We start from the raw sequence: 25,513 nt of genomic DNA on the forward strand, positions 1-25,513 counted from the left end.
CGTGCCTCAGGCCATCAGGAGGGACGGGCTGTCCCTCCATTTGAGGATCTTGTCGAAGCTGACCACCGCGCCGCCCCGGCCCGAGCGGCCGAAGTGGACGTGGTCGGAGAGCTCCTCGATCAGCCGCAGCCCGCGCCCGTGCTCGGCGTCGGGACCGGCTGCGGGGGCCGGCTCCGCCCCGGCTCCGGAAAAGCCGGGACCGGCGTCTGCGACCTCGATACGGCAGGTCTCGCCGTCGAGGAAGGCCGTGACCCGGTACGCCTCCGAGCCCCGGCCCGCGGACGCGCCGCCGCCGTGCTCGACCGCGTTGGCACACGCCTCGGTGAGGGCCACCGACAGCTCGTAGGACACGTCGGGATCGACCCCGGCCGTCTCCATGGTGCCGAGGAACAGGCGCCGGGCGAGCGGCACGCTCGCAGCCTCGCGCCGCAGATGGAGTGACCACCAGATGCTCATGCTCCAGCCTCCCGGCAGCGGCTCGACATACCCCTAGCTATTGCCGGGGACGGCGGTCCGTAAGCGCTCGAACCGGCCAAGAGCGCCCGTTCGGCGGATGTGACGGGCCCGAAAGCCGGTGTATGTCGTACCGGAGGCACGGTGCATGTCGCCCCGGAGGCCGGCGCCCTTCGTCCCGTAGACCGGTGCGTTTCGTTCCGGAGACCGGCCTCCGTCGTCCCGTAGGCCGGTGTGTGTCGTTCCGGAGGCCGGTAGATGTCCCCCCGAACACACCCAAGAACGACCTTGTGGACCTGCCTCATGGAGGCGGGTGCCCTGGTGCGATGATGGGGCCGCCATGTCTGCCCCCGCGCTCGCTCCACGGCTGCTGAGGGCCGCGGTGTTCACCGCGGTCTGCGTCGTGCTGTCCGCGCTGGGACACGCCCTCGCCGCCTGCGCGGGGATCGCCTCGTGGTCCCTCCTTGCCGGATTCCTCGGCGTCTTCGGGGTCACGGTCCTGCTCACCGGGCGCGAGCGGTCCCTCGGATTCGTCGTCGCGACCCTCGCGGGCGGGCAGCTCGGCCTCCATCTGCTCTTCGGTCTCGGCCAGCGGCAGCTCGCCCTGAGCACCGAGGCCGACGACGCGCTGGTACGGATGGCGGCCAAGCTCGTCTGCGGCGCCGGCGCCGCCTCCCTCACCCCCGGCGACGCGGCCGGGATCCTCGACCGCGCCGGGATCGCCCCGGCCGCGGCGCAGGGCCACGCCGGCCTGCACGGGGCCGCCGCGGCGCCCACCGACGCGCTGCTGCCGGGCCTGCCGATGCTCCTCGGGCACCTGCTCGCCGCCGTGGTGGCCGGCTGGCTGCTGCGCCGTGGCGACCTCGCCCTGGTCCGGCTCGTCGAACTCTCCGGGCAGGGCGCGGCCGAACTGGCCGAAAGCACGCTGGTGCGCTCGCTGCGCGCCGCGCTGCGACTCGTACGGGCGCTGCTCGCCGGTCTGGCGACGCTGGCCCCGTCAGGTCCGCGCGGCCGGCTCCGTACCTCGCTCGACCCCTCGCCGCCTCCGGTGGCCGGGGCACTCCAGCACTCGGTGATCCGCCGCGGCCCGCCGGCCGCCGCCTGCGTCCTCGCAGCCTGACGCGGTCCGCTCCACGGGAACCCCACGGGGGAGCCCTTCACGAAGGAGCAGGCCGCGCCTGTCCGCACCCAGCCGCCCGGTTCGCCCGGGGGCCCGGCGTGCGGACCGGACCGCCTTCCCTCCTTCCGGGTCCCCTCCGCGGGGCCCTCACCGAGCCGGAGTGTCTTCCATGAACCTGTCCCGCGCCGCTCTCGCCGCCGCCACCGCCGCCGCCTCCGTCGTCCTGCTCTCGGGCACGGCCTTCGCGCACGTCAGCGTGCAGCCCCAGGGCGAGGCCGCCAAGGGCGGCTACGCGACCGTGAACATCAAGGTCCCGAACGAGCGCGACAACGCCTCCACCGTGAAGCTGGAGGTCAGCTTCCCGCTCGACCACCCGCTCGCCTCGGTCATGCCGCAGCCGGTGCCGGGCTGGAAGGCCGTCGTCACCAAGTCCAAGCTGGACAAGCCGCTGACCCTGCACGGCAAGCAGATCAACGAGGCCGTCTCCAAGGTCACCTGGACCGCGGACGGCTCGAAGATCGGCCCCGGCCAGTTCCAGCAGTTCCCGCTCTCCCTCGGCCAGCTGCCGGAGGACGCCGACCAGCTCGTCCTCAAGGCCATCCAGACCTACGACAACGACGAGGTCGTGCGCTGGATCGAGGAGCAGAAGGGCTCCGAGGAGCCGCAGAACCCCGCCCCCGTCCTGAAGCTCTCGGCCGCCGGCGAGGACCACCACGGCGGCGGCGCCGCCACCTCCGCCGCGCCCACCGCCTCGGCCTCGGCCTCCGCCGACGCGAAGGCCGGGCACGGGGAGGAGGCCGGGCACGACGAGAAGGCCGGCGACCACGCCGAGACCGCTTCGGCCTCCTCCACCGACACCACGGCCCGTGTCCTCGGCGTCGTCGGCATCCTCGTCGGCATCGCCGGTGTCGCCTTCGGCGTCCTCGCCGGTCGCCGTCGCTCGGCCTGACGGCACCGCTCCGCACGCCCAGCACCAGAACCCGAAAGACAGTCACCGCATGTCCACTGAGAAGACGTCCCCGTCGCAGAGCGGCGGGGACGGCACCACAGGCCGCCCCGGGCGGCGCACCCCGCTGATCGTCGCCGCCGTCGCGATCGTCGCCGCCCTCGGCATCGTCGCCGCGATCGGCCTCGGCGACGACAAGAAGAAGGACGGCGTCTCGTCCGGCGTCGTCCAGATCGAGGGAGGCACCGAGCAGGGCAAGGCCGCCACCGTGCTCGACCGGCCGTACACCAAGCCCGACCTCGTCCTCACCGACACCAAGGGCCGGACGTACGACCTGCGCGAGCGCACCAAGGGCAAGCCGACGCTCATCTACTTCGGCTACACCCACTGCCCCGACGTGTGCCCGCTGACGATGAGCAACATCGCCGTGGCCAAGAAGCAGCTCCCCGAGGCCGACCAGGAGAAGCTCCAGGTCGTCTTCGTCACCACCGACCCGGAACGGGACACCTCGGCGTCCCTGGCCAAGTGGCTGCCCGCCGCCGGCGACCCGTCCTTCGTCGGTCTCACCGGCGAGTTCCCGAAGATCCAGGCGGGCGCCCGCAGCATGGGCATCGGCATCGACCCGCCGAAGAAGGAGAAGGACGGCAGCGTCGTCTCCATGCACGGCGCCCAGGTCGTCGCGTTCTCCCCCACCACCGACCAGGGCTACGTCCTGTACGGGGAGAACACCACCGTCGACGAGTACGCCAAGGACCTGCCGAAGCTCATCAAGGGGGAGAACCCGTGACCCGCCGCACCACCGCCCTGTCCGCCGCCGTGGCCCTCGCCGCCGCTCTCGCGCTCACCGGGTGCTCGTCCGACGGCGGAAAGCCCGAGCTGAAGGTCAGCGGCGCGTTCATGCCCCAGCCCGTGATGGACATGGCCGGCGGCTTCCTCACCATCAAGAACTCCGGTGACACCGCCGACAAGCTGACCTCGGTCACCAGTCCGCTCTCCGACGACGTCCAGATCCACGAGACGAAGGACCAGAAGATGCGGCAGGTGAAGTCCTTCGATATCCCCGCCGACGGGGAGCTCAGGCTGGAGCGGGGCGGCAACCACATCATGTTCATGGCACTGAAGAACAAGCCGAAGCAGGGCGACAAGGTCAGCGTCGAGCTGCACTTCGAGAAGGCCGACCCGATCAAGGTCGAGCTCCCCGTCGAGGCCGCCACCCACAACCCGCAGCAGCACTGATCTCTCGTTGACGGAGTGACACAGTGACGACACCCACCGCCCCGCGCCTCGGCACCGCCTTGGCCCGGCTGCTCGTTCTCGCGGCCGCGCTCCTGGGCGTGCTCCTCGCCGGCGCCGCCCCCGCCTCCGCGCACGCGGCCCTGACCGGGAGCGACCCGAAGGACGGGGCGGTGGTCGCCACCGCCCCCAAGGAGGTCGGCCTCACCTTCTCGGAACAGGTCGCCATGAGCCCCGACTCGATCCGGGTCCTCGACCCCTCGGGCCGGCGCGCCGACACCGGCGAGATCATCGACCTGTGCAGCGGCGCCGTCGTCAAGTACGGCGTCGCCCTGCGGGCAGGTCTGCCGGACGGCACCTACACCGTCGCCTGGCAGACCGTCTCCGCCGACAGCCACCCCATCGCCGGGGCCTTCACCTTCTCCATCGGCGCCCCCTCCGCCACCTCGGTCGCCCTGCCCGAGCAGGCGGCCGGCGGGGGGATCGTCGGCGCCCTCTACGGGATCGCCCGCTATCTGTCGTACGCGAGCTTCGCCGTCCTCGTCGGCGGCGGCGCCTTCGTGCTGCTCTGCTGGCCGCGCGGTGCGAGCGTCCGGCCGGTGCAGCAGACCGTGGTCCGGGGCTGGCTCACGCTCACCGGCGCCACTCTGGTCATGCTGCTGCTGCGCGGCCCGTACACCGGCTCCGGCAAGCTCGCCGACGCCTTCGACCTGACCGTGCTCCAGGCCGTGCTCCAGACCAAGACCGGAGCCGCGCTCACCTCCCGGCTGCTGCTCCTCGGGGCGGCCGCGCTCTTCGTCGCCGTCCTCTTCGGCGCGTACGCCCGGCGCACCGACCCGAAGGAACGCAAGGACCTCGCCTTCGGCCTGGGCCTCGGCGGCACCGTGGTCGCCGCGGGCATCGCCGGCACCTGGGCCCTGGCCGAGCACGCCTCCACCGGCATCCAGCCGGGCATCGCCATGCCCGTCGACATCCTGCACCTGCTCGCGGTCGCGGCCTGGCTCGGCGGACTCACCACCCTGCTGGTCGCCCTCTACCGGGCGCCCTCGGTGGAACGCTCCGCGGTCGAGCGCTTCTCCCGCGTCGCCTTCGCCTCGGTCGCCGTCCTGGTCGCCACCGGCATCTACCAGTCCTGGCGCCAGGTCGGCTCCTGGTCCGCCCTCACCGGCACCCGGTACGGGCAGCTGCTGCTGGTCAAGATCGGCCTGATGGGCGTGCTCGTCGGCATCGCATGGATATCCCGCCGCTGGACCCAGCGACTGGCGGAACGCACCGCCGGTGCGGGCCCGGAGACGGGGACGGATCCAGAGGCGGGGACGGATCCCGGTGCGGGTCCGGAGACGGGGACCGGAACGGGGACGGAGACGAGGAACGAGACGGGTCCGGGTCCGGAGTCGGAAGCCGAGCCGGACTCCGACGAAGAGGAGCCTCAGGAGCAGGACGCCCAGGAGGCGCCGGACGCCGAGCGGGCCGCCCAGCTCGCCCGGCAGCGCGCCGCCGTGGCCACCGCCCGCCGGAAGAAGGCGCGGGACGCGGACCCAGAGCGGACCGGGCTGCGCCGCTCGGTGCTGACCGAGGCCGCCGTGGCCGTCGTCCTGCTCGCCGTGACCACCGTCCTCACCGCCACCGAACCCGGCCGCACCGAGGAGGAGGCCGCCAGGACCGGTGGCGCCGCGGCCGGCTCGGCCGCGGTGCCCGACCGCCCGGTGGACATCCGGCTGCCCTTCGACACCGGTGGCGTGGACGGCAAGGGCGTCGTGCGGCTGAGCCTCGACCCGGGCCGCACCGGCGCCAACGCCCTGCACCTCTATGTGGACCGCCCCAACGGCAAGCCGCTGGACGTCCCCGAGATCAAGGTGAACCTCACCCTGGAGGAGAAGGGCGTCGGTCCGCTGCCCGTCGCCCCGGACCGGATCCAGACCGGTCACTGGAGCGCGAGCGGCGTACAGCTGCCGCTGCCCGGCGAATGGCGGATCCAGGTGACGGTCCGTACCTCCGACATCGATCAGACCACCATCGAGAAGAACGTCAAGATCGGCTGAATGCCCGTGAGCAACCCCGTGACCGACCACGCCGCCGCCCCCTCGTCCGACGGCGGCCATCTCGACATCTCCCGGCGCCGGCTGCTCGGCACCGTCGGCGCGGCGGGCGCGGCCGGCCTCGTGATCGGCGCCGCCGGCGGTGCCGGGATCGCGGCGGCCGGCTCCGACGGCGGCTCGACGCCGGGGGCCGGCGGACCGCAGGCCCTCACCTCGGTGGGGGCCACCGAGGTGAGGTTTCACGGGAAACATCAGCCCGGCATCACCACCCCGCTCCAGTCGCGCGGCCATCTGGTCGCCTTCGACCTCGCCCCGGGCGCCGGTCGCAAGGAGGCCGCGGCGCTGCTGCGCCGCTGGTCGGCGACGGCCCGGACGCTGATGGCCGGAGACGCGCCGTCCGCGGACACCGGGATCGCGCTGGACGCGGGCCCGTCCTCCCTCACCGTCACCTTCGGTTTCGGCCGCACCTTCTTCGACCGGACCGGGCTGGCCGCCCGCCGGCCGACCCAGCTCGACCCGCTGCCCGCCTTCTCCTCCGACGCGGTCGACCCGAAGCGGTCGGAGGGCGATCTGTGGGTCCAGATCGGGGCGGACGACGCCCTGGTCGCCTTCCACGCACTGCGCGCGCTCCAGAAGGACGCCGGCGACGCGGCCCGGGTGCGCTGGCAGATGAACGGCTTCAACCGCTCGGCCGGGGCGACCGCCCGTCCGATGACGGCCCGGAACCTGATGGGCCAGGTCGACGGCACGAACAACCCGAAGCCCAGCGACGCCGACTTCGACCGGCGGATCTTCGTCCCCTCCGGGGCGACCGGTGCCCAGGACTGGATGGCGGGCGGCTCGTACGCGGTCGTGCGGCGGATCCGGATGCTCCTGGACGACTGGGACGGGCTGTCGACGGAGAAGCAGGAGCGGGTCATCGGCCGCCGCAAGGCGGACGGGGCGCCGCTGTCCGGCGGCTCGGAGACCACCCCGCTGGACCTGGACAAGCGGGACCCGGACGGGAAGCTCGCCGTCGCCGACAACGCCCACGCCCGGATCTCCGCCCCCGAACAGAACGGCGGGGCGGCGATGCTGCGCCGGCCCTTCTCCTTCCACGACGGGATCGGCACGGACGGCACCCCGGACGCGGGGCTCCTCTTCATCTGCTGGCAGGCCGATCCGCTGCGCGGCTTCGTCCCGGTGCAGCGCAAGCTCGACCGGGGCGACGCGCTGTCCCCCTTCGTCCGGCACGAGTCGAGCGGCCTCTTCGCCGTGCCGGGCGGGGCCGCCGAGGGCGAGTACGTCGGTCAGCGGCTCCTGGAGGGCTGACGCCCGAAGCGGGCCGGAGGCCGGGGGCCGGCACGGTCCCGGGACGGGAGCCTGACCCGGGCCCCGGACGGGAGCCTGACCCGGGCCCCGGACGGAAGCCCCGCACGGGCCCGGGGCACCGGTCCGGCGGCGCGAGCCGGTGAAAGGGATGGTGCGGGGCCGGGCCGGGGCCCGCTTGAGGGCTGAGACGGGGCAGGGCCGGGGGCCGGGGCGCATTAGGGTGACGGTATGTCCGCCACCCGGTACACCTACCTCGGCCCCGAAGGCACCTTCACGGAGGCCGCGCTGCGGAGCCTGCCCGAGGCGGCCACGCGGGAGCTCGTCCCCATGGTCTCCGTCCCGGCCGCGCTCGACGCCGTACGGAACGGGGAGGCGGCCGCCGCGCTCGTGCCGATCGAGAACTCGGTCGAGGGCGGGGTGACGGCGACCCTGGACGAGCTGGCCTCGGGCGAGCCGCTGATGATCTACCGCGAGGTGCTGCTGCCGATCGCCTTCGCGCTCCTGGTGCGCCCCGGGACCTCGCTGTCGGACGTCAAGACGGTGACGGGGCACCCGGTGGCCCAGCCGCAGGTGCGCAACTGGCTGCGCAAGCACCTTCCGGAGGCGGTGTGGGAGTCGGCCGCCTCCAACGCGGACGGGGCCCGGCTGGTGCAGGAGGGACGGTTCGACGCGGCCTTCGCGGGTGAGTTCGCGGCGGCGACGTACGGCCTCGAGGCACTGGTCAAGGAGATCCACGACGCGGAGAACGCGGAGACCCGCTTCGTGCTCGTGGGCCGGCCGGCCCGGCCGGCGGCGCCGACCGGCGCGGACAAGACCTCGGTGGTGCTGTGGCTGGGTGACGATCATCCGGGTGCCCTTCTGGAACTCCTCCAGGAGTTCGCGGTGCGCGGGGTGAACCTGATGTTGATCCAGTCCCGGCCGACGGGGGCGGGGATCGGGAACTACTGCTTCGCCGTGGACGCCGAGGGCCACGTCTCGGACCGGCGGGTCGGCGAGGCGCTGATGGGTCTGAAGCGGATCTGTCCGCAGGTGCGCTTCCTCGGTTCGTATCCGCGGGCGGGCGCGTCCCGCGCGGACGTCAGGCCACTGCGGCGGGGGACCTCGGACGAGGAGTTCACGGCTGCCTCCGACTGGCTGGCGAGGGCCCAGGACGGCAGGGCCTGATCGTGATGGTGACCGATCAGCACGCGTCGTGCGTTCGGTCATCCACAGGCGAGCATCGTTAGTCCTACCTGCATACTTTTCGGTTTCCCCCAAGAGTTATCCACAGGCTTACGGTGCAGGCTGGGGACAAGTCGACACCCGCTCTCGACAAGGTCGACAAATCACCCTTGCCACCCCTCGCGCACATGGACTCCGTCCACAGGCACCGCAGTTGTCCACGTCAGAGCGACCCCTCACCATTCACCCTCCGGAGCGAGTGATTCCCCTCGAAATGGGTGCTCGAATGGTGTTTGATCACGCATTTCAGAGGTGGCGGAGTCGAAATCCACAGAACTTCCGCACACCCTGTGGATAACTCGACCCAAGGGAATCTCGAAGACCCCCACAAGAAACTCAATTCGGGCATACCAATACGCGCCCGCATATCCGGTGGGGTCGCGCGAGCGCACACCGGTAGCCTGGTGGGGTGATTGACCTTCGCCTGCTCCGTGAGGACCCCGACCGTGTTCGCGCCTCCCAGCGCGCCCGTGGAGAGGACGTCGGCCTCGTCGACGCCCTGCTCTCCGCCGATGAGCGGCGCAGGTCGTCCGGCGTCCGCTTCGACGAGCTCCGATCCGAGCAGAAGGCGCTCGGCAAGCTGATCCCCAAGGCCACCCCGGAGGAGCGCGCCGAGCTCCTCCAGCGGGCCGAGCAGCTCAAGACCGACGTCAAGGCCGCCGAGGCCGAGCAGAACGAGGCCGACGACACGGCCCGTACGCTCCTCCTCCGGCTCGGCAACATCGTCCACCAGGACGTGCCGGTCGGCGGCGAGGAGGACTTCGTCGTCCTGGAGACGCACGGCACCGTCCGCGACTTCGCGGCCGAGGGCTTCGAGCCCCGTGACCACCTGGAGCTGGGCGAGGCGCTCGGCGCCATCGACGTAGAGCGGGGCGCCAAGGTCTCCGGCTCGCGCTTCTACTACCTGACCGGCGTCGGCGCCCTCCTGGAGCTCGCCCTGGTCAACGCGGCCATCGCCCAGGCCACCGAGGCCGGCTTCATCCCGATGCTCACCCCCGCGCTGGTCCGTCCGCGCGCCATGGAGGGCACCGGTTTCCTCGGCCAGGCCGCGGAGAACGTGTACCACCTGGAGAAGGACGACTACTACCTGGTCGGCACCTCCGAGGTCCCGCTCGCCGCGTACCACATGGACGAGATCATCGACGCCGACAAGCTGCCGCTGCGGTACGCGGGCTTCTCGCCCTGCTTCCGCCGCGAGGCCGGCACGTACGGCAAGGACACCCGCGGCATCTTCCGCGTCCACCAGTTCGACAAGGTCGAGATGTTCTCGTACGTCGCGCCCGAGGACGCGGAGAACGAGCACAAGCGGCTCCTGGACTGGGAGAAGCAGTGGCTCACCGCCCTGGAGCTGCCCTTCCAGGTGATCGACGTCGCCACCGGTGACCTCGGCTCCTCGGCCTCCCGCAAGTTCGACTGCGAGGCGTGGATCCCGACGCAGGGCAAGTACCGCGAGCTGACCTCGGCCTCCAACTGCGACAGCTTCCAGGCCCGCCGCCTCTCGGTCCGCATGCGCGAGGAGCAGGGCGGCAAGAAGACCGTCCAGCCGCTCGCCACGCTGAACGGCACGCTGTGCGCCGTCCCGCGCACCATCGTCGCCATCCTGGAGAACCACCAGCTCGCCGACGGTTCGGTACGCGTCCCGGAGGTCCTCCGGCCGTACCTGGGCGGGCGCGAGGTCCTGGAGCCGATCGCCAAGTGAGCGCCTTCCCCTACCGCCTGGTCGCGACGGACCTCGACGGCACGCTGCTGCGGTCCGACGAGTCCGTCTCGGACCGCACCCGGGAGGCTCTCGCCGCGGTGACGGCGGCGGGCGCCGCGCACATCGTCGTCACCGGCCGGGCCGTGCCCTGGACCCGGCACATCCTCGACGACCTCGGCTACGAGGGGATCGCGGTGTGCGGCCAGGGCGCGCAGGTCTACCACGCCGGTGAGCACCGGCTGCTGACCTCGCTGACCCTGGACCGGCAGCTCGCCGGCCTCGCGCTCTCCAAGATCGAGGCGGAGGTGGGCCCGCTGGCGCTGGCCGCGAGCCGCGACGGTCTGGAGGGCGAGGTCCTGGTGGGCCCCGGCTACCGGGCACAGGAGGGGCCGCTCGCCTATGTGCCGTACGAGGACCCGGCCGAGGTCTGGGCGGCGCCGCTCACCAAGCTCTACCTCCAGCACCCGGCGATGACCGACGACGAGCTGACCGCCGTCGCGCGGGCGACCGTCGGCGGGCTCGTCGACGTGGTCATGGCCGGCCCGGGGATCGTGGAGATCCTGCCGCTCGGTCTGAGCAAGGCCACCGGCCTCTCGCTGGCGGCGCGTCGGCTCGGTGTGAAGGCGGCGGACACCATCGCCTTCGGCGACATGCCCAACGACATCCCGATGTTCGGCTGGGCCGCGCGCGGGGTCGCGATGGGCAACGCGCACGCGGAGCTGCGGGCGGTGGCGGACGAGGTGACGGCCACCAACGAGGAGGACGGCATCGCGATCGTCCTGGAGCGCCTGCTGGCCGACTGACCCGGCCGGAGATTCCGTGCGAAGGCCCCGCTCCCTTTGGGAGCGGGGCCTTCGTCGGTCGCGGCCCGCGCGGACCGGGATCCGCGCGCTCGAAGCGGCCGCCACCGGGGGATCCCCCGTGTCCCCCGCACAACTAGTGTGCTCCGGGCCTCCGTTCGCGGTCGACCGGTTTTCCGCGGGGCGTCGACACCGGTAGGTGCGGGTGCCGGGTGAGCGGGTGCCGGGTGAGCGGATAGCAGGCCAGGCCGATCGCGAGCGAGATCGCGTGCCCGAGGTCGGTGTACGTACGGCTCGCGAGCAGCGGCACGAGGAAGAAGGCCACCACGGCGGCCAGGTAGAGCCACCGCCAGGGCCGGACAATTCGGTAGGTCAGGATCCCGGCGGAGGCGGCGAGGCCGTAGCTGACGCCGATGTCGACGACGTGCGCCATGCTGCGGGGCACGTCGTGTTCGCGGATCGCCAGGAGCACGACCTGCTGGCTGACGAGGGTCGCCGCGATGTGCGCGCCGGCGACGGTGAAGAGCCACCGGCCCGTGCCCAGCCAGCGCTCCACGGGCGCGTGCAGCGTCTCGAAGAGCAGGGCGTACAGCAGCAGGTCCGCCGGGTTCTCGATCCAGAAGGCGCTGCCGAGCAGTGCGCGGACCGGGTGGTGGGCGAGCTGGTGGAGGTTGCTGCTGTTGCGGTGGAGGAAGTGGGCGTCCAGGCCGGCCGGGGCCAGCGCGAGGGTGAGGCTCGTGACCGTGATGACGGCGAGCCAGAGATGCGTACCGGGTGACGAACGCACCCACGACCTGATCGGTCGGGACGGTTCGCCACCCGGGAAGGTTTCGCTCGGCACTTCCCAGTGCCTATCACCTGAAACCGTGGGAGACCTGTGAGGCCGGGCGGGGCCTCGGGGAACGACCGGTCTCAGAAGTTGATCATGTGGCCGGCGATGCCGTGGACCGCTTCCTTGACGGCCTCGCCCAGCGTCGGGTGGGCGTGGACGTTCCGCGCGACCTCGTGCACGGTGAGGTCCCACTGCTGGGCCAGGGTCAGCTCGGGCAGCAGCTCGGTGACGTCGGGGCCGATCAGGTGGGCGCCGATGATCTCGCCGTACTTGGCGTCGGCGACGATCTTGACGAAACCGGTGGAGTCGCCGAGGCCGTGCGCCTTGCCGTTCGCCATGAAGGGGAACTTGGCGACCTTGACGTCGTAGCCCTTCTCGCGGGCCTGCGCCTCGGTGTAGCCGAAGCTGGCGATCTGCGGCTGGCAGTAGGTGGCGCGCGGGATCATGGCGTAGTCGAGCTCCATGGTCTCGGCGTCCGCGATGGTCTCGGCGGCGATGACGCCCATGGCCTCGGCGGTGTGCGCGAGCATCAGCTTCGCGGTGACGTCGCCGATGGCGTAGATGTTCGGCACGGAGGTGCGGCAGCGGCCGTCGACGTCGATGGCGCCGCGCTCGGTGAGGGCCACACCGGTGCTCTCCAGGCCGTAGCCGGAGACGTTCGGGGCGAAGCCGATGGCCTGGAGGACCTTGTCGGCCTCCAGGACCTTGCTCGCGCCGTCCTTGCCGGTGACGGTGACGCGGACCTGCGGGCCGGATTCGTCGATGGCCTCGACGCGGGTCGAGGTGAGGACGTCGATGCCGAGCTTGCGGTACTGCTTCGCGAGCTCCTTGGACACCTCCTCGTCCTCCAGCGGGGCCATCCGGTCGAGGAACTCGACGATGGTGACCTTGGTGCCGTAGTTGTTGAGCACGTACGCGAACTCGATGCCGATGGCGCCGGCGCCGGCGATGACGATCGACTTCGGGGCGTCCTCGGCGAGGATCTGCTGCTCGTACGAGACGACGCGGTCGCTGAGGGCGGTACCGGGCAGCAGGCGCGGGGTGGCGCCGGTGGCGATGATGCAGTTGTCGAAGGTGATCGTCTGCGTGGTGCCGTCGGACTTGGACACCTGGAGGGTGTTCGCGTCGAGGAAGGTGCCCCGGCCGTCGAACTCCGTGATGCCGTTCTTCTTCATCAGGAAGTGGACACCCTTGACGCGGCCGTCCGCGACCGTGCGGCTGCGGCGGTAGGCGTCGCCGTAGTCGAAGGTGACCGTGCCGTCGACCTTGATGCCGAAGGTCTTGGCCTCGTGGTTGAAGATGTGCGCCAGTTCGGCGTTGCGGAGCAGCGCCTTGGTGGGGATGCAGCCGACGTTCAGGCAGACACCGCCCCAGTACTTCTCCTCGACGACCGCGACCCGCTTGCCCAGCTGGGCGGCGCGGATGGCGGCGACGTAGCCGCCGGGGCCAGCTCCGAGTACGACGACGTCGAAGCGGTCTGACATGACTGACTCCCGAGGGTGATGAGGGTGTTCGGTGCACGTACGAGCCCACAGTAGTCCGGTCTCCGGGCGGCGCCCCGGCGGATCGGTCACTCTGTGGATTACTTGTAGGATGACTGGGCAACCGGGCGAATCATGGGAGGTACGGAGCGGATGGCGGCACTGAGAGCGGCGGGGCGCACCTCGCTGGTGGACTCCGCGGTGGAGCAGCTGCGGGCGCAGCTCGCCGAGGGCGAGTGGGCCGTCGGGGACCGCATCCCGACCGAGCACGAGCTCGCCCAGCAGCTCGGCGTCGGCCGCAACACCGTCCGTGAGGCGGTCCGGGTGCTCGTCCACGCCGGGCTCCTGGAGTCGCGGCAGGGCAACGGCACCTTCGTCCGCTCCACCGCCGACCCGGCCGCCGTCCTGCACGGAGTCCGGCACGCCGGCGCCCGGGACGTCCTGGAGCTGCGGACCGCCCTGGAGGCCGAGGCGGCCAGGCTCGCGGCGGAGCGGCGGGACACCCATGACCTGCTGCGGCTGCGGGCCGCCCTGACCACGCTGCGCGAGGAGGGCGACCGGGACGCCGACGCCGACCTCGCCTTCCACCTCGCGGTGGTCGCCGCCACCCACAACACCGCCTTCATCGAGGTCTACCGCTTCTTCTCCACCCAGGTCCACGAGGTCCTGGTCGAGGCGCTCGGCGACCGCGCGATGCCGCCGGTCGACATCGACGCCCACGAGGCCCTGGTCGCCGCCGTCGAGGCGGGCGACGCGGACGCGGCCGAACGGCAGGCCCGTGAACTGCTGCGGGTGCCGGCGGAGACGGTGGCGGCGCTCATGGAGGAGACGGCCGCCGAGCCGAAACCGGAGGCACGCGCGTGAGGGGGACGGAAACGGGCCCCGCGCGCGTACTGGTCGACGCCGAGGCCGACGTACGGCCGTCGTCCGCCGGGGCGGCCGCGCGGCGGGCGCTGCTCGCCCACCCGGTGCTGCTGCTCGTCGGGATCGTGCTCGCCTCGCTCAACATGCGGGTGGCGCTGGCGAGCGTGGCGCCGCTGGTGGGCGAGATGGCCGGGGCCTTCGGCCTCTCCTCGACCGCGGGCTCGCTCATCACCTCGATCCCGGTGCTCTTCCTGGGCCTCGGCGCGCTGGTCGCGCCCTGGCTGGGGCGCCGCTTCGGCGCCGAGCGGATCGTCCTCGCCGCGCTCCTGCTGCTCGCCGGCGGCATCCTGCTGCGGCTGCTGCCCTCGGTGACGGCGCTGTACGGCGGCGGGGTCCTCGTCGGCACGGCCATCGCCCTGCTCAACGTGCTGATGCCGGGCCTGATCAAGCGGGACTTCCCGGACCGGGCCGCCACCATGACCTCCGTCTACACGGGGGCGATGGTCGCGGGCGCGACGGTGGCCGCGGCGGCCGCCGTCCCCCTGGAGGAGGCGCTCGGCGGCGGCTGGCAGGGCTCGCTCGGCTCCTGGTCGCTGCTCGCGGTCGTGGCGGCGGTGGCCTGGCTGCCGCAGGTGCTGATCGCCCGGGGCCGTACGGGTCACGAGGTACGGGCCGTCCCGGCCGCCGGCGCCGCCCCCACGCGCGTGTGGCGCTCGGCGCTCGCCTGGCAGGTGACCCTCTTCATGGGCCTGCAGTCGCTCTGGTCGTACGTGCTAATCGCCTGGATGCCGACGATTTTCACCGACCACGGGATGAGCCGCTCCGAGGCCGGTGTGGTCTTCGCCTTCAACAACCTGATCCAGATCGCCGGGGCCTTCGCGGTGCCGCTGCTGGCGGGCCGCATGCGGGACCAGCGCCCGCTGGTGGCGCTGGTGACGACGATGGTCGGGGCCGGTTACGCGGGGCTGCTCGTCGCCCCGGCCGAGGGCGCCTGGCTCTGGTCGGCGGTCCTCGGCGTCGGTCAGGGCGGGGCCCTGGGGCTCGCCCTGACCCTGATCGTGCTGCGTACCGGGGACGCCCCGACGGCCGCCCGGCTCTCCGGGATGGCGCAGACGGTCGGCTACCTGCTGGCGGCCGCGGGGCCGCTCGTGGCCGGTGCCCTGCACCAGGCGACCGGCTCGTGGACGCTGCCGATCTCGCTGGTGCTGGGCGTCTGCGCGGCGGCCGCGGGCGTCGGCCTGCTCGCCGCCCGCGACCGTACCGTCTGACGCCCGTCCGGGCGGCCGCTCCTACTCCTCGCCCGCCAGCTTCAGCGTGCGCAGCTTGTGCCCGGCGAACCAGGTGGCGCCGAGCGTGACGGCGACCAGGAGCACCGACGCCGTCGGCAGCGCCACGTCCGAGCTGATCAGCCCCTCGCCGGTGACCTTCTCGGCGAGGGCGAGCGCCCACTGCTGGACGCTGAGGGTGCGGGCGCCGGCGATCAGGGAGCCGAACAGGGCCTCCCAGACCAGGGCGTAGACGAGGCCGATGACCACGGCGTGCCTGCTGATCGTGCCGAGCAGCAGGAAGAGCGCGCTGTAGGCGATGGAGGCGACCAGGGCGGCGACCATGTAGGCCACGGCGACCTGCTGCCCGTTCCCGTTCAGGATGAAGCCGGCGATCAGCGTGGGCACGGCCGAGAAGGCCATGGTCACGGCGATGGCCACGATCAGCTTGGTGATGATGATCGTCGGCCGCTTCACCGGCTTGGAGAGCAGGTAGACGATGGAGCCGTCGTCGATCTCCGGGCCGATCGCGCCCGTGCCGGCGATGACGCCGATCAGCGGCACCATCGTGGCGAGCGCGAAGCCGCCGAGGAGGTCGGCCGCGACCTGGTCGTCCGCGCCGTTGATGGCGCGGACGGCCGCGGCGATGATCAGGAGCAGGCCGGGCAGCAGGAAGAGGATCGCCGCCCGGCGGCGGCCGAGGAGGGCCCGGTAGGTGAGCCGGGCGACGGTGGGGTCGTACATCGGGGTCATGCTCCTTTCAGGCCGCGACGAGATACGAGAAGACGGATTCGAGGGACTCGTCCGAGGGCGAGACCGTCAGCAGCCGGATGCCGTGCTCACGCGCGACCTTCGGCAGCAGTTCGGTGAACCGGCCGAAGTCGACGGCCTGGATCCGCAGTCCGCCGTCCACCGCGTCGACCTCGATGCCGGCCGTGGACGGGTCGGCGATCAGCGCGGCGGCGAGCGCCCGGTCGTCGCTGGAACGGACCAGATAGCGGTGCGGGCGGTCGGTCATCAGGCGGCGGATCCGGCGGAAGTCGCCGGAGGCGGCGTGCCGGCCGGCGACGATCACCTCGATGTGGGAGGCGAGCTGCTCGACCTCCTCCAGGATGTGCGAGGAGAACAGCACCGTGCGGCCCTCCGCCCCCATCCGGCGCAGCAGCTCCATGAGCTGCATCCGCTGGCGCGGGTCCATGCCGTTGAACGGCTCGTCGAGGAGGAGCACGGACGGCTCGTGGACGAGGGCCGAGGCCATCTTCACGCGCTGCCGCATGCCCTTGCTGTACGTGGCGATCTTCCGGTCCTGCGCGTACTCCATCTCCACGGTGGCGAGGGCCCGCTGGGCCTCCGCGTCGCCGAGGCCCTGGAGCTCCGCGTTGGCCACGACGAACTCGCGGCCGGTGAGGAAGTCGTACATCGCCTCCCGCTCGGGGACGACGCCGATGGAGCGGTAGACCGACTCGTTGCGCCAGACCGGCTCGCCGTCGAGGGTCACGCTGCCGGTGGAGGGGTCGAGGAAGCCGCCCATCATGTTGATGAGGGTGGACTTCCCGGCGCCGTTCGGGCCGAGGAGACCCGTCACGCCCGGGCCGATCGACATGGTGACGTCGTTGACCGCGACGACGTTTCCGAACCAGCGGGAGACGTGGTCGATGTGCAAGGTGCTCACAGTCCGACCTTTCGGTAGCGGCGCATCAGGATGCCGTAGCAGGCGGCGATGAGCGCGAGGACGAACAGCAGGTAGACCACGCCCAGGCCGGCACTGACCTCCGCCTCGCCGGGGAAGGCCGCGGGGCCGCCGAGGAAGGCGTTCTGCAGGCCGATGACGAGGGTGAGGGGGGAGAAGAGCCCGAGCCAGGTGATCGCCTCGGTGTTCTCGGTGGCGTAGGAGATGCCCTGAAGGGTGGAGACCGCGCCGTAGGAGATGGTGAGGACGGCGATCACCGCGGCGACGCCGAAGCCGCGGCGCGGGGTGAGCGCGGCCATGACCAGGCCGATGCCGCCGAAGAGCACGGAGAGGACCGCGACGGAGACAAGGCCCTGGCCGAACATCTTGGCCTGCTCGGCGAAGTCCATCTTGGCCAGCATCGAGCCGATCCACATGATCAGCAGCGGGGTGGCGGTGAGGATGAAGAGCGCCGAGGCCATCGCCCCGTACTTGGCGAGCACGTAGTCGAGCCGCTCGATGGGGCGGGAGAAGTACAGCGGCACCGTCCGGAACCTCAGGTCGCGGGAGACCGACTGCGGGGCCTGGGAGGCCAGGTAGACGGCGATGACGAGCTGGAGGTAGATCGCGTACTCGGTGTACTGCATCGGGAGCTTGTCGCTCTTCAGGTACACCGCGATCGCGACGATGATCAGCGCGGGCGCGCACATCACCGCGAAGAGCAGCATCGGCAGCACCTTCGACTTGGCGCTGCGGCCCAGGCCGTACGCCCCCCGCAGGGACTGCGAGAAGAGCGAGCGACGGGCGTAGGAGCGGCCGAGCCGGGGGCCGTCGTAGGACCGGTATCCGATGTTGTGGATCCGGGTGGTGTCGGGGGCGGCCTCGGGGGCGGGAGTGCTCATCGGGCCTTGACCTCCTCGTGCTGCGCGGCGGCCTCGGGACGGAAGACCTCGGCGATGTGGTGGCGGCGCTGCTCCATGCGGACCAGGCCGAGGCCGAGGCCGGCGACGGTGTCGCGCACCAGGTCGTACGTCTCCTCGCCGGCGGCCTCCAGGAGCAGGATGTGACCGGCGCCGGGCAGGCCCTCCTCGACGCCCTCGTGGAGGGTGACGCCGGCGGCGGCGAGGGCGGCGCGCAGCGCGCCGGTGCCGTCCGGGTGGGCGTCCGAGTCGGTGACCTCGACCGCGAGGGTCGTGGTGGTGCGGGTGAAGTCGCTGGTGGAGCTGGACCGCAGCAGCTTGCCGCCGTCGATGACGACGACGTGGTCGCAGGTCCGCTCCAGCTCGCCGAGGAGGTGGGAGGTGACGAGCACGGAGATGCCGAAGTCGGTCCAGACGCGGCGGATGAGGCCGAGCATCTCGTCCCGGCCGACCGGGTCGAGGCCGTTGGTCGGCTCGTCGAGGAGGACCAGCTTGGGGTCGTGGACGAGGGCCTGGGCCAGCTTGACCCGCTGCTTCATGCCGGTCGAGTAGCCGCCGATCGGGCGGTAGCGCTCCTCGTAGAGACCGACGTGACGCAGGGTGTCGGCCGTCCGCTCGCGGGCGGCGGTCGGCGGCAGGCCTGACATCCGCGCCATGTGGACGACGAACTCGGTGGCCGAGACGTCCGGCGGGAGGCAGTCGTGCTCGGGCATGTACCCGACGCGCTCGCGGATCTCCGGGCCGTGCGTGGAGACGTCGAGACCCAGGACCTCGGCGCTGCCCTCCGTGGCGGGGGAGAGGCCGAGCAGGATCTTGATCATCGTGGACTTGCCGGCTCCGTTGGCACCCACCAGTCCGGTCACACCGGGCCCGATGTCCAGGGAGAGCCGGTCGAGCGCGGTCACCCGGGGGAACCGCTTGCTGAGGCTTTCGGTGGCGATCACAGTCACGATTCGAAGGTAGTGGCGAATCCCACAGAGGTCGTCAGACCTACGGATCGAATCCTCTCCGACTTCCGGCGTACGGACCCTGAGGGAGGTCGCGACGAAAGTCGCTCGGGGCTCCGGCCGGCCGCCGCGGGCCGAGTTTTCCACAGGGGGTTATGCACACCCCTTGACGTAGCCCCCGTGCATTGTCACATTCATCGGTGTCAAGTTACGGACGCGTAGGGCGACCGAGCGCTCACACCGGACGGGCGGGTGGCATGACCTCAGCAGTGGCAAGCGAACTGACCGCGGAACTGCGGGGGTTCAGGGAAGTACAGCGGCTCTCGTACGCCTGCGCGGAGGCGGTCGCGGCCCAGCTCAGGCCCGGCGTCACCGAGCGCGAGGCGGCGCGGATGCAGCGCGAGTGGCTGTACGAGCGCGGGGTGAAGGACTGGTTCCACCGGCCCTTCGCCTGGTTCGGCGACCGCACCGCCTTCGCCGACTTCAGGATCCCGCTCCAGTTCTTCCCCACCGACCGGCGTCTGGAGGCGGGGATGCCCTTCATCCTCGACATGGCGCCCGTGTACAGGGGATACACGGCGGACGTCGGCTACAGCGGCTGCCTCGGGCTCAACCCGCTGCACGACAAGCTGCTCGCCGACCTGCGGGAGCACCGCGAGCTGATCCTGCGCGAGGTGCGCGAGCGGCGGAGTCTGCGCGAGATATACGAGGACGTGGACCGGCTCATGGTCCGCCAGGGGTACGCCAACCGGCACCGGGCCTATCCGTTCGGCGTGATCGCGCACAAGATCGACCGGGTGAAGGAGCGGCGGTTCGCGCCGACCCTGTTCGGCTTCGGCACGCAGTCCCTCAAGGGCCTGCTGAGCGACGCCGTGCACGGTCACCGGGACGGCTGGTCGCCCCTCTGGTCCCCCTACAAGTTCTCCGACCACCCGCCCGCTCCCGGGCTCTGGGCGGTCGAGCCGCACCTCGGTTTCCGGGGGACGGGCGCGAAGTTCGAGGAGATCCTGGTCGTCACCGACTCCAGGGACCCCGAGCAGAGCGCGTTCTGGCTGGACGACGACCTGCCGCACGTGCGGCGATGGAACGAAGGAGCGGCGTGATGGCGGGCGCGGGACTCGAGGGGGCGCGGGAGCGCCGGGTCCGGACGGGCGGGATCGAGCTGTGCGTCGCCGAGCTCGGCGACGCCGACCGGCCGACGGTAGTGCTGGTGCACGGCTACCCGGACTCGAAGGAGGTCTGGTCCGAGGTCGCGGCGAGGCTCGCCGACGAGTTCCACGTCGTGCTGTACGACGTGCGGGGTCACGGGCGTTCGACGGCTCCGGCGCCGCTGCGGGGCGGCTTCACCCTGGAGAAGCTCACCGACGACTTCCTGGCCGTCGCCGACGCGGTCAGCCCCGACCGGCCGGTGCATCTGGTCGGGCACGACTGGGGCTCGGTGCAGTCGTGGGAGTTCGTCACCGTGGGGCGCGCCGAGGGCCGGATCGCCTCCTTCACCTCGATCTCCGGGCCTTCGCTCGACCACTTCGGGCACTGGATCAAGCGCCGGATGACCCGCCCCACCCCACGCCGGGTCGCGCAGCTCCTCGGCCAGGGCGCCAAGTCCTGGTACGTGTACGCGCTGCACACCCCGGCCCTGCCGGAGCTGGCCTGGCGCGGTCCGCTGGGCAAGCGCTGGCCGAAGCTCCTGGAGCGGGTGGAGAAGATCCCCGCGGGCGACTACCCGACGCCGTCGCTGCCCGGCGACGCCGCCAACGGCGCCTGGCTCTACCGGGACAACGTCCGGGCCCGCCTCTCCCGGCCGCGCGCCGACGCCTTCGCGCACGCGCCCGTCCAGCTGATCACGCCGACCGGGGACGCCTTCCTCTCCGAGCGGCTCTACGACGACCTGGGCACCTGGGTGCCGGAGCTCACCCGGCGCAGCCTGCCGGCCAAGCACTGGGTGCCGCGCACCCGGCCCGACCGACTGGCCGAGTGGATCACGGACTTCGTCCGCACCCACGAGGAGCCGCAGACGCGGGCACCTCGGCCGGTGGCGGAGACGACGGCCAGGAGCGGGGTGCGGCCGGAGTACGCGGAGCGGTTCGGCGGACAGCTGGTGCTGGTCACCGGCGCCGCCAGCGGCATCGGACGGGCCACCGCCTTCGCCTTCGCCGAGGCCGGGGCGCGGGTCGTCGCGGTGGACCGGGACGGCGAGGGCGCGGCCCGGACCGCGGAGATGGCACGGCTGATCGGCGCCCCCGGCGCCTGGGGCGAGACGGTGGACGTCTCCGACGAGCAGGCGATGGAGAAGCTGGCCGCCAAGGTGGCCGCCGACCACGGCGTCGTCGACGTCCTCGTCAACAACGCGGGGATCGGGCTCACCGGCTCCTTCTTCGAGACCACCAGCGAGGAGTGGAAGCGGGTCCTGGACGTCAACCTGTGGGGCGTGATCCACGGTTGCCGGATATTCGGGGCGCAGATGGCGGCGCGCGGCCAGGGCGGCCACATCGTCAACACCGCCTCGGCGGCGGCCTTCCAGCCCTCGCGGGCGCTGCCGGCGTACAGCACCTCGAAGGCGGCGGTGCTGATGCTGAGCGAGTGCCTGCGGGCCGAACTGGCCGGGCAGTCCATCGGGGTGAGCGCGATCTGCCCCGGCATCGTGAACACCAACATCACGGCGACGGCGCGGTTCGCGGGAGTCACGGACGCCGCGGAGGAGAAGCGGCGGCAGCGAAAGGCCTCCCGGCTGTACGGGCTGCGCAACTACCCGCCGGAGAAGGTCGCGGACGCGATCCTGGGGGCGGTGCTGCACGACCGGGCGGTGGTGCCGGTCACCCCGGAGGCGCGGGGCGCCCATGCCCTCTCCCGACTTGCCCCGGGCGCCCTGCGCGCCTTGGCCCGCTGGCAGCCGCCGGCGTAGCGGGGACGGCGGCGGAGCGCAGACGGCGGAGCAGCGGGGACGGCGGAGCAGCTGGGACGGTGGAGCAGCTGGGACGGTGGCGTGGCACAGCCGCCGGAGCAGCGGAGACGGCGGAGCAGCTGGGACGGCGACTTGGCGCGGCCGCCGGAGCAGCGGAGGCGCCGGAGCAGCGGAGACGGCGGCCGCGTGACAGGGCCCCGGGTGGGCCGGGCGGGGTTCCGCTCGTCCGCCCGGGGGCCGGGTCGGGCGGGGCGGTCGTACGATCCCTGGCAGGAGGGGCCCCGCGCGGGGTGGAGCGATCGGTCGGTGGGAGCGGGTTTGTCCGAGCAGTCAGCAGTACGACCGGAGTACCGGATCGAGGATCTCGCCCATCACAGCGGGGCCACGGTACGGACCATCCGCGCCTACCAGGACCGTGGCCTGCTGCCCCGCCCCGAACGGCGGGGCAGGTCGAACGTGTACGGGGACAGCCATCTGGCCCGGCTGCGCCAGATCGCGGACCTGCTCGACCGGGGGTACACCCTGGCCTCGATCAAGGAGCTCCTCGACGCCTGGGACACCGGCCGGGGGCTGGGCGGGGTGCTCGGGCTCGTCGCCGAGGTCCAGGGGCCGTGGACGGACGAGGAGGCGGCCCGGATCACCCGCGCCGAGCTCGACGCCCGCTTCGGCGGCACCCCGGACGAGGAGGCGGTCAGGGAAGCGGTCGAGCTGGGTGTGCTGGAACGGATCCCGGGCCGGGAGGCCGAGGAGTATCTGGTCCCGAGCCCCCAGGAGCTGGCGGTGGCGGTGGAGTTGCACGCGGCCGGCGTGCCGCTCTCCGCAATCACCGGGCACTTGAGGGAACTTCGGGAGCAGGTCGAGCACATAGCGGGCCGCTTCCTGGAGTTCACCACCGAGCACGTCTTCGCCCGCTATCTGGAACATCGCCCTCCGACGGACTCCGACGCCGCCGAGGCGGCCACGATGGTCCGGCGCCTCCGCCCGCTCGCCCAGCAGACCGTGGACGCCGAACTCGCCAGGGCCATGCGCATTCTGGCGACCCGTCATCTCCAGATCCACCTCTCCCCCGAACCGCCGCCCGTACGCGACGACGAGCCACGCACGGTGCAGCTACCGGTCGGCACGATCAGGGCCGTACAGGCGCTCGTCGGCCCGGAGAACGTCGCGCCCTTCGTGGCGGCTGCCACCGAACGCGAGCTCAATAAAAGGACATTGGATGCATTGACGGTAAATGCGCTTAATTCCCCCACGATTCACTAAACCATTTGATTCCTCAGGGCAGTTGTCCACAGAATCGTCAACTGGCCTGTGGATAAACCACTTTGGTTGTGGATCAAACCTGAACGGGGAAGAACGATGGACGAACGCCGCACGGTGAAGGTGTCGAAGTACCTGTCGAAGCATCTCCGGCACCAGCCCGAGCGGATCGGGCTCACGCTCGACGAGCACGGCTGGACGGAGATCGACACCCTGCTCGGCGCCGCGGCCGACCACGACTTCCCGATCAGCCGCGCGGAGCTGGACCATGTCGTCGCCACCAACGACAAGAAGCGCTTCGCCGTCGAGGGCACCCGGATCCGGGCCAGCCAGGGCCACACGATCAGCGTCGACCTGGACCTGCCGGCGTCCGAACCGCCCGCGTACCTGTACCACGGTACGGTCGCCGACCGGCTTCCCGCGATCCGGGCCGAGGGGCTGCGGCCCATGGCCCGCCACGACGTGCACCTCTCCCCCGACCGCGAGACGGCCACCAGGGTCGGGGCGAGACGCGGCCGGCCGGTGGTGCTGAGCGTGGACTCCGGAGCGATGCACCTGGCGGGACACGAGTTCCGGGTCAGCGCCAACGGGGTCTGGCTGACCGCGGCGGTACCGGCGGAGTACATCCGCTTTCCCGGCTGACGGGGAGGTCCCGGGCCCATGGGCGACGCCCGGTGGTCGCGCGCGGCTGAGGCATGATCGGGTCATGTCGCAACCGCACCTGCCCAGCACCCAGGCCGCCGTGACCGCCGTCCGCGCACTCGCGGAGGAGTTCCACCTGGAGATCACGGTCACCGACGACATCGGCGCGGACCAGACCACGCGCCGGACCTCGGCAGGCGCCTTCGACGTGCTCGACGGGGACGGCTCGCTGCCGCACGAGGCCTTCATCGAGCTCAGCGGCTCTCCGTACCTCTCCGTGCAGCTCTATCCGGAGGGCGACGCCAGGATCACGGTGGACGGCGTCGAGTTCGCCGACGTGCCGAGGGACGCCGTCCCCGGCTTCGTCCGGGCGATCCACACGGGTCTGGCCCATGTGAAGGGACGGTTCTTCCCGCCCGGACAGTGGCTGATCGTCCCCGTCCCCGGCGGCGAGACCTACAAGGAGCTCGTCCCGACGGTGACGCTCACCCCGTGGTTGAGCAGCCGATTCCGCTGACGGAACGCCCGCCCGCACCGCACGCCCCCGGGCACCCGCCTCGGCGGACTCGGCCGCCCCGTCTCCCGCCCCACATGAGCTGGGTGGTGGCGAGGAGGACGACCGGGTGGGGGCCGCCGTCCCTGGTGGGCAGGACGAGGACCAGTTCCGCGCCCTCGTAGGGCGCGCCGATCACCACGGCGTCGCGACGAGCGCTGAACGCGGGCGCCTCGACGTCCACGTCGTCGTCCATCCCGTCGCCCACGTCGTCATCCGCGTCGTCATCCATCCCGTCATCCATCCCGTCGCCCATGCCGTCGTCCATCCCGTCGTCGCCCAGGCCGTCGTCCGGGTCGTGCTTCTCTCCCTTCTTGCCCTCGCCGCCTTCGCTTCCGCTGTCGCTGTCGCTGTCGCCGTCGCCGTCATCGCCGAGGGCGCCGGCGGAGGCCATGTCGACGGAGAACAGCGGCTTGTCCGCTCCTGTCCCGTCGAGGCCGTGGACCCTGACCGTGCCCTCCCCGGTGGCCGCCACCCGTACGCACAGGGCCGGCAGCCCGCCCCGGCGCCGTACCCGGGAACGGTGGAGGGCCCGGAGTCCCGCTGCCGACAGGAAGATGCCCGGCACCGCCGCGACCAGGGCGAGCAGCTGCAGGCCGAAGGCGTCGTACGGTTCGGCGGCGAGCCGCCGCCACGGGCCGTCCTCCAGCACCGTGACGGTGGTTCCGAGGCGGTGGTCCTCGGGGAAGAAGGACTCGACGTCGAGCCGGCGCCCGTCGTGGGTGCGGAGCCGTACCGACTCGTCCGTGCGGCTGGTGACCTCGGCCTCGATACGCGTCGCCCGGGCGGCCCGGTCCTCGTCCGCGTGCACACCGCGCAGGCCCATGAGAGCGGCGACGACGGCGACGGCGCACAGTGTCGCCCCTCCGATCAGCCGACGCTTCCCCCGCAGCGGCAGGCGGGCCGGCGCGAGGGTGCGGACGACCGCGCCGGAGGCCCGTTCGAAGACCCGGCGCTGCCGGCGGCGAGCGGTCAGACGTTCGCAGGCGGCTGCCCAGCAGAGGGCGAGGGCGGCGAGCACAGCCGCGTTCGCCACCGCGGAGGCCGTCCCGGGGGCGGGGAACTGCTCGGCCGCCACCAGGAAGGCGAGCGGCGGGGCGGCGACGAGCGTGAGTTCGGGGAGCCGGGCGTTCCAGCACAGCACGCCGATGGCCAGGCCCGTCTGCGCCGGATCTATCCAGTCCGGACCGCACGGGGCCACGTCGCTGCACACCGGCACCGGCTCCGTGGCGAACGCCGCGACCACCGACACCAGCAGCGCCAGGACGGACCACAGCGGCCGCGCCCACGGACCCGGCCCCGCCGCCGACCAGGCCGCCGCGCCGATACGCCTCCAGTCGGGCACGCCGTCGACCAGAG

The 25,513-nt window shown here is 72.1% G+C and carries 24 protein-coding genes; 16 read left to right on the top strand and 8 right to left on the bottom strand.

The annotated features are described in order from the left end of the window. Window positions 1-6: 6 nt before the first annotated feature. Window positions 7-456: an ATP-binding protein gene (locus ACF1BN_RS27775; RefSeq protein ID WP_392334331.1), complete on the bottom strand. Its 450-nt coding sequence runs from the start codon at window positions 454-456 to the stop codon at window positions 7-9. Between the two features lie 337 nt (window positions 457-793). Between ACF1BN_RS27775 and ACF1BN_RS27780 the strand changes: the two genes are divergently transcribed. From ACF1BN_RS27780 to ACF1BN_RS27820, 9 genes are all read left to right on the top strand, one after another. Next, window positions 794-1,573, top strand: coding sequence for a hypothetical protein (locus tag ACF1BN_RS27780; protein ID WP_392334332.1), 780 nt, complete (start codon window positions 794-796; stop codon window positions 1,571-1,573). Between the two features lie 169 nt (window positions 1,574-1,742). Further along, the gene (locus tag ACF1BN_RS27785) at window positions 1,743-2,522 is read left to right on the top strand and encodes a YcnI family protein (RefSeq protein WP_392334333.1); all 780 of its coding nucleotides are present in this window, start codon (window positions 1,743-1,745) and stop codon (window positions 2,520-2,522) included. 49 nt (window positions 2,523-2,571) lie between these two features. Further along, complete coding sequence (locus ACF1BN_RS27790; RefSeq protein ID WP_392334334.1) at window positions 2,572-3,306, top strand: SCO family protein; 735 nt, start codon at window positions 2,572-2,574, stop codon at window positions 3,304-3,306. After that, the gene (locus ACF1BN_RS27795; RefSeq protein WP_392334335.1) at window positions 3,303-3,755 is read left to right on the top strand and encodes a copper chaperone PCu(A)C; all 453 of its coding nucleotides are present in this window, start codon (window positions 3,303-3,305) and stop codon (window positions 3,753-3,755) included. The genes ACF1BN_RS27790 and ACF1BN_RS27795 overlap by 4 nt, the downstream gene beginning before the upstream one ends. Before the next feature lie 23 nt (window positions 3,756-3,778). Beyond that, window positions 3,779-5,794, top strand: coding sequence for a copper resistance CopC/CopD family protein (locus tag ACF1BN_RS27800; protein WP_392334336.1), 2,016 nt, complete (start codon window positions 3,779-3,781; stop codon window positions 5,792-5,794). After that, window positions 5,795-7,102: an iron uptake transporter deferrochelatase/peroxidase subunit gene (gene efeB / locus ACF1BN_RS27805; protein ID WP_392334337.1), complete on the top strand. Its 1,308-nt coding sequence runs from the start codon at window positions 5,795-5,797 to the stop codon at window positions 7,100-7,102. It begins immediately after the preceding gene. A 228-nt stretch (window positions 7,103-7,330) separates the two neighbouring features. Beyond that, on the top strand, window positions 7,331-8,266 hold the full coding sequence (pheA, locus tag ACF1BN_RS27810) for a prephenate dehydratase (protein WP_376597886.1): 936 nt from the start codon (window positions 7,331-7,333) through the stop codon (window positions 8,264-8,266). Between the two features lie 466 nt (window positions 8,267-8,732). Continuing rightward, a complete protein-coding gene (serS, locus tag ACF1BN_RS27815) occupies window positions 8,733-10,022 on the top strand; it encodes a serine--tRNA ligase (RefSeq protein ID WP_392334338.1) in 1,290 nt (429 codons plus the stop codon). Beyond that, window positions 10,019-10,825 (top strand): HAD family hydrolase, encoded by an 807-nt coding sequence (locus tag ACF1BN_RS27820; RefSeq protein ID WP_392334339.1) that lies wholly within the window; start codon window positions 10,019-10,021, stop codon window positions 10,823-10,825. The genes serS and ACF1BN_RS27820 overlap by 4 nt, the downstream gene beginning before the upstream one ends. A gap of 133 nt (window positions 10,826-10,958) precedes the next feature. Here ACF1BN_RS27820 and ACF1BN_RS27825 read toward each other — a convergent pair whose 3' ends face one another. Beyond that, window positions 10,959-11,609 carry a rhomboid-like protein gene (locus tag ACF1BN_RS27825; protein WP_392334340.1) on the bottom strand — a complete coding sequence of 217 codons (651 nt, stop codon included), beginning with the start codon at window positions 11,607-11,609 and terminating at the stop codon, window positions 10,959-10,961. 125 nt (window positions 11,610-11,734) lie between these two features. Next, a complete protein-coding gene (lpdA, locus tag ACF1BN_RS27830; RefSeq protein ID WP_392334341.1) occupies window positions 11,735-13,138 on the bottom strand; it encodes a dihydrolipoyl dehydrogenase in 1,404 nt (467 codons plus the stop codon). A gap of 150 nt (window positions 13,139-13,288) precedes the next feature. Between lpdA and ACF1BN_RS27835 the strand changes: the two genes are divergently transcribed. Together ACF1BN_RS27835 and ACF1BN_RS27840 are read left to right on the top strand one after the other, a co-directional pair. Next, window positions 13,289-13,999, top strand: coding sequence for a FadR/GntR family transcriptional regulator (locus ACF1BN_RS27835; RefSeq protein WP_392334342.1), 711 nt, complete (start codon window positions 13,289-13,291; stop codon window positions 13,997-13,999). Next, window positions 13,996-15,267: a CynX/NimT family MFS transporter gene (locus ACF1BN_RS27840; RefSeq protein WP_392334343.1), complete on the top strand. Its 1,272-nt coding sequence runs from the start codon at window positions 13,996-13,998 to the stop codon at window positions 15,265-15,267. Before ACF1BN_RS27835 ends, ACF1BN_RS27840 begins: the two co-directional genes overlap by 4 nt. A 21-nt stretch (window positions 15,268-15,288) precedes the next feature. Here ACF1BN_RS27840 and ACF1BN_RS27845 read toward each other — a convergent pair whose 3' ends face one another. Genes ACF1BN_RS27845 through ACF1BN_RS27860 form a run of 4 tightly spaced genes read right to left on the bottom strand, consistent with a single transcriptional unit; the run spans window position 15,289 to window position 18,797 of the window. Further along, window positions 15,289-16,008: an ABC transporter permease gene (locus tag ACF1BN_RS27845; protein ID WP_392334344.1), complete on the bottom strand. Its 720-nt coding sequence runs from the start codon at window positions 16,006-16,008 to the stop codon at window positions 15,289-15,291. 16 nt (window positions 16,009-16,024) lie between these two features. Further along, a complete protein-coding gene (locus tag ACF1BN_RS27850; RefSeq protein WP_392334345.1) occupies window positions 16,025-16,936 on the bottom strand; it encodes an ABC transporter ATP-binding protein in 912 nt (303 codons plus the stop codon). After that, the gene (locus ACF1BN_RS27855; RefSeq protein WP_392334346.1) at window positions 16,933-17,835 is read right to left on the bottom strand and encodes an ABC transporter permease; all 903 of its coding nucleotides are present in this window, start codon (window positions 17,833-17,835) and stop codon (window positions 16,933-16,935) included. The genes ACF1BN_RS27850 and ACF1BN_RS27855 overlap by 4 nt, the downstream gene beginning before the upstream one ends. Then, window positions 17,832-18,797, bottom strand: coding sequence for an ABC transporter ATP-binding protein (locus ACF1BN_RS27860; RefSeq protein WP_392334422.1), 966 nt, complete (start codon window positions 18,795-18,797; stop codon window positions 17,832-17,834). The genes ACF1BN_RS27855 and ACF1BN_RS27860 overlap by 4 nt, the downstream gene beginning before the upstream one ends. Window positions 18,798-19,057: 260 nt before the next feature. Between ACF1BN_RS27860 and ACF1BN_RS27865 the strand changes: the two genes are divergently transcribed. From ACF1BN_RS27865 to ACF1BN_RS27885, 5 genes are all read left to right on the top strand, one after another. After that, window positions 19,058-19,903, top strand: a complete 846-nt coding sequence (locus tag ACF1BN_RS27865; RefSeq protein WP_392334347.1) for a M24 family metallopeptidase — start codon at window positions 19,058-19,060, stop codon at window positions 19,901-19,903. Next, window positions 19,903-21,702 (top strand): SDR family oxidoreductase, encoded by a 1,800-nt coding sequence (locus ACF1BN_RS27870; protein ID WP_392334348.1) that lies wholly within the window; start codon window positions 19,903-19,905, stop codon window positions 21,700-21,702. Before ACF1BN_RS27865 ends, ACF1BN_RS27870 begins: the two co-directional genes overlap by 1 nt. A gap of 318 nt (window positions 21,703-22,020) precedes the next feature. Continuing rightward, window positions 22,021-22,962: a MerR family transcriptional regulator gene (locus ACF1BN_RS27875; RefSeq protein ID WP_392334349.1), complete on the top strand. Its 942-nt coding sequence runs from the start codon at window positions 22,021-22,023 to the stop codon at window positions 22,960-22,962. 96 nt (window positions 22,963-23,058) lie between these two features. After that, complete coding sequence (locus ACF1BN_RS27880) at window positions 23,059-23,601, top strand: RNA 2'-phosphotransferase (protein WP_392334350.1); 543 nt, start codon at window positions 23,059-23,061, stop codon at window positions 23,599-23,601. A gap of 64 nt (window positions 23,602-23,665) precedes the next feature. Next, window positions 23,666-24,118, top strand: coding sequence for a hypothetical protein (locus ACF1BN_RS27885; protein ID WP_392334351.1), 453 nt, complete (start codon window positions 23,666-23,668; stop codon window positions 24,116-24,118). Here the strand turns inward: ACF1BN_RS27885 and ACF1BN_RS27890 are convergent. Next, on the bottom strand, window positions 24,087-25,499 hold the full coding sequence (locus ACF1BN_RS27890) for a hypothetical protein (protein ID WP_392334352.1): 1,413 nt from the start codon (window positions 25,497-25,499) through the stop codon (window positions 24,087-24,089). The genes ACF1BN_RS27885 and ACF1BN_RS27890 overlap by 32 nt on opposite strands. Between the last annotated feature and the right edge of the window lie 14 nt (window positions 25,500-25,513).

This window comes from Streptomyces sp. NPDC014861, assembly GCF_043081625.1.
Lineage (GTDB): Bacteria > Actinomycetota > Actinomycetes > Streptomycetales > Streptomycetaceae > Streptomyces.

Bases quoted from the DNA above. Each gene is read 5' to 3' on its own strand.
- ACF1BN_RS27790 (WP_392334334.1), top strand. From the start codon at position 2,572: ATGTCCACTGAGAAGACGTCCCCGTCGCAGAGCGGCGGGGACGGCACC.
- ACF1BN_RS27855 (WP_392334346.1), bottom strand. From the start codon at position 17,835: ATGAGCACTCCCGCCCCCGAGGCCGCCCCCGACACCACCCGGATCCAC.
- efeB (WP_392334337.1), top strand. From the start codon at position 5,795: ATGCCCGTGAGCAACCCCGTGACCGACCACGCCGCCGCCCCCTCGTCC.
- ACF1BN_RS27870 (WP_392334348.1), top strand. From the start codon at position 19,903: ATGGCGGGCGCGGGACTCGAGGGGGCGCGGGAGCGCCGGGTCCGGACG.
- ACF1BN_RS27780 (WP_392334332.1), top strand. From the start codon at position 794: ATGTCTGCCCCCGCGCTCGCTCCACGGCTGCTGAGGGCCGCGGTGTTC.
- lpdA (WP_392334341.1), bottom strand. From the start codon at position 13,138: ATGTCAGACCGCTTCGACGTCGTCGTACTCGGAGCTGGCCCCGGCGGC.
- ACF1BN_RS27775 (WP_392334331.1), bottom strand. From the start codon at position 456: ATGAGCATCTGGTGGTCACTCCATCTGCGGCGCGAGGCTGCGAGCGTG.
- pheA (WP_376597886.1), top strand. From the start codon at position 7,331: ATGTCCGCCACCCGGTACACCTACCTCGGCCCCGAAGGCACCTTCACG.
- ACF1BN_RS27785 (WP_392334333.1), top strand. From the start codon at position 1,743: ATGAACCTGTCCCGCGCCGCTCTCGCCGCCGCCACCGCCGCCGCCTCC.
- ACF1BN_RS27845 (WP_392334344.1), bottom strand. From the start codon at position 16,008: ATGTACGACCCCACCGTCGCCCGGCTCACCTACCGGGCCCTCCTCGGC.
- ACF1BN_RS27885 (WP_392334351.1), top strand. From the start codon at position 23,666: ATGTCGCAACCGCACCTGCCCAGCACCCAGGCCGCCGTGACCGCCGTC.
- ACF1BN_RS27865 (WP_392334347.1), top strand. From the start codon at position 19,058: ATGACCTCAGCAGTGGCAAGCGAACTGACCGCGGAACTGCGGGGGTTC.
- ACF1BN_RS27835 (WP_392334342.1), top strand. From the start codon at position 13,289: ATGGCGGCACTGAGAGCGGCGGGGCGCACCTCGCTGGTGGACTCCGCG.
- ACF1BN_RS27880 (WP_392334350.1), top strand. From the start codon at position 23,059: ATGGACGAACGCCGCACGGTGAAGGTGTCGAAGTACCTGTCGAAGCAT.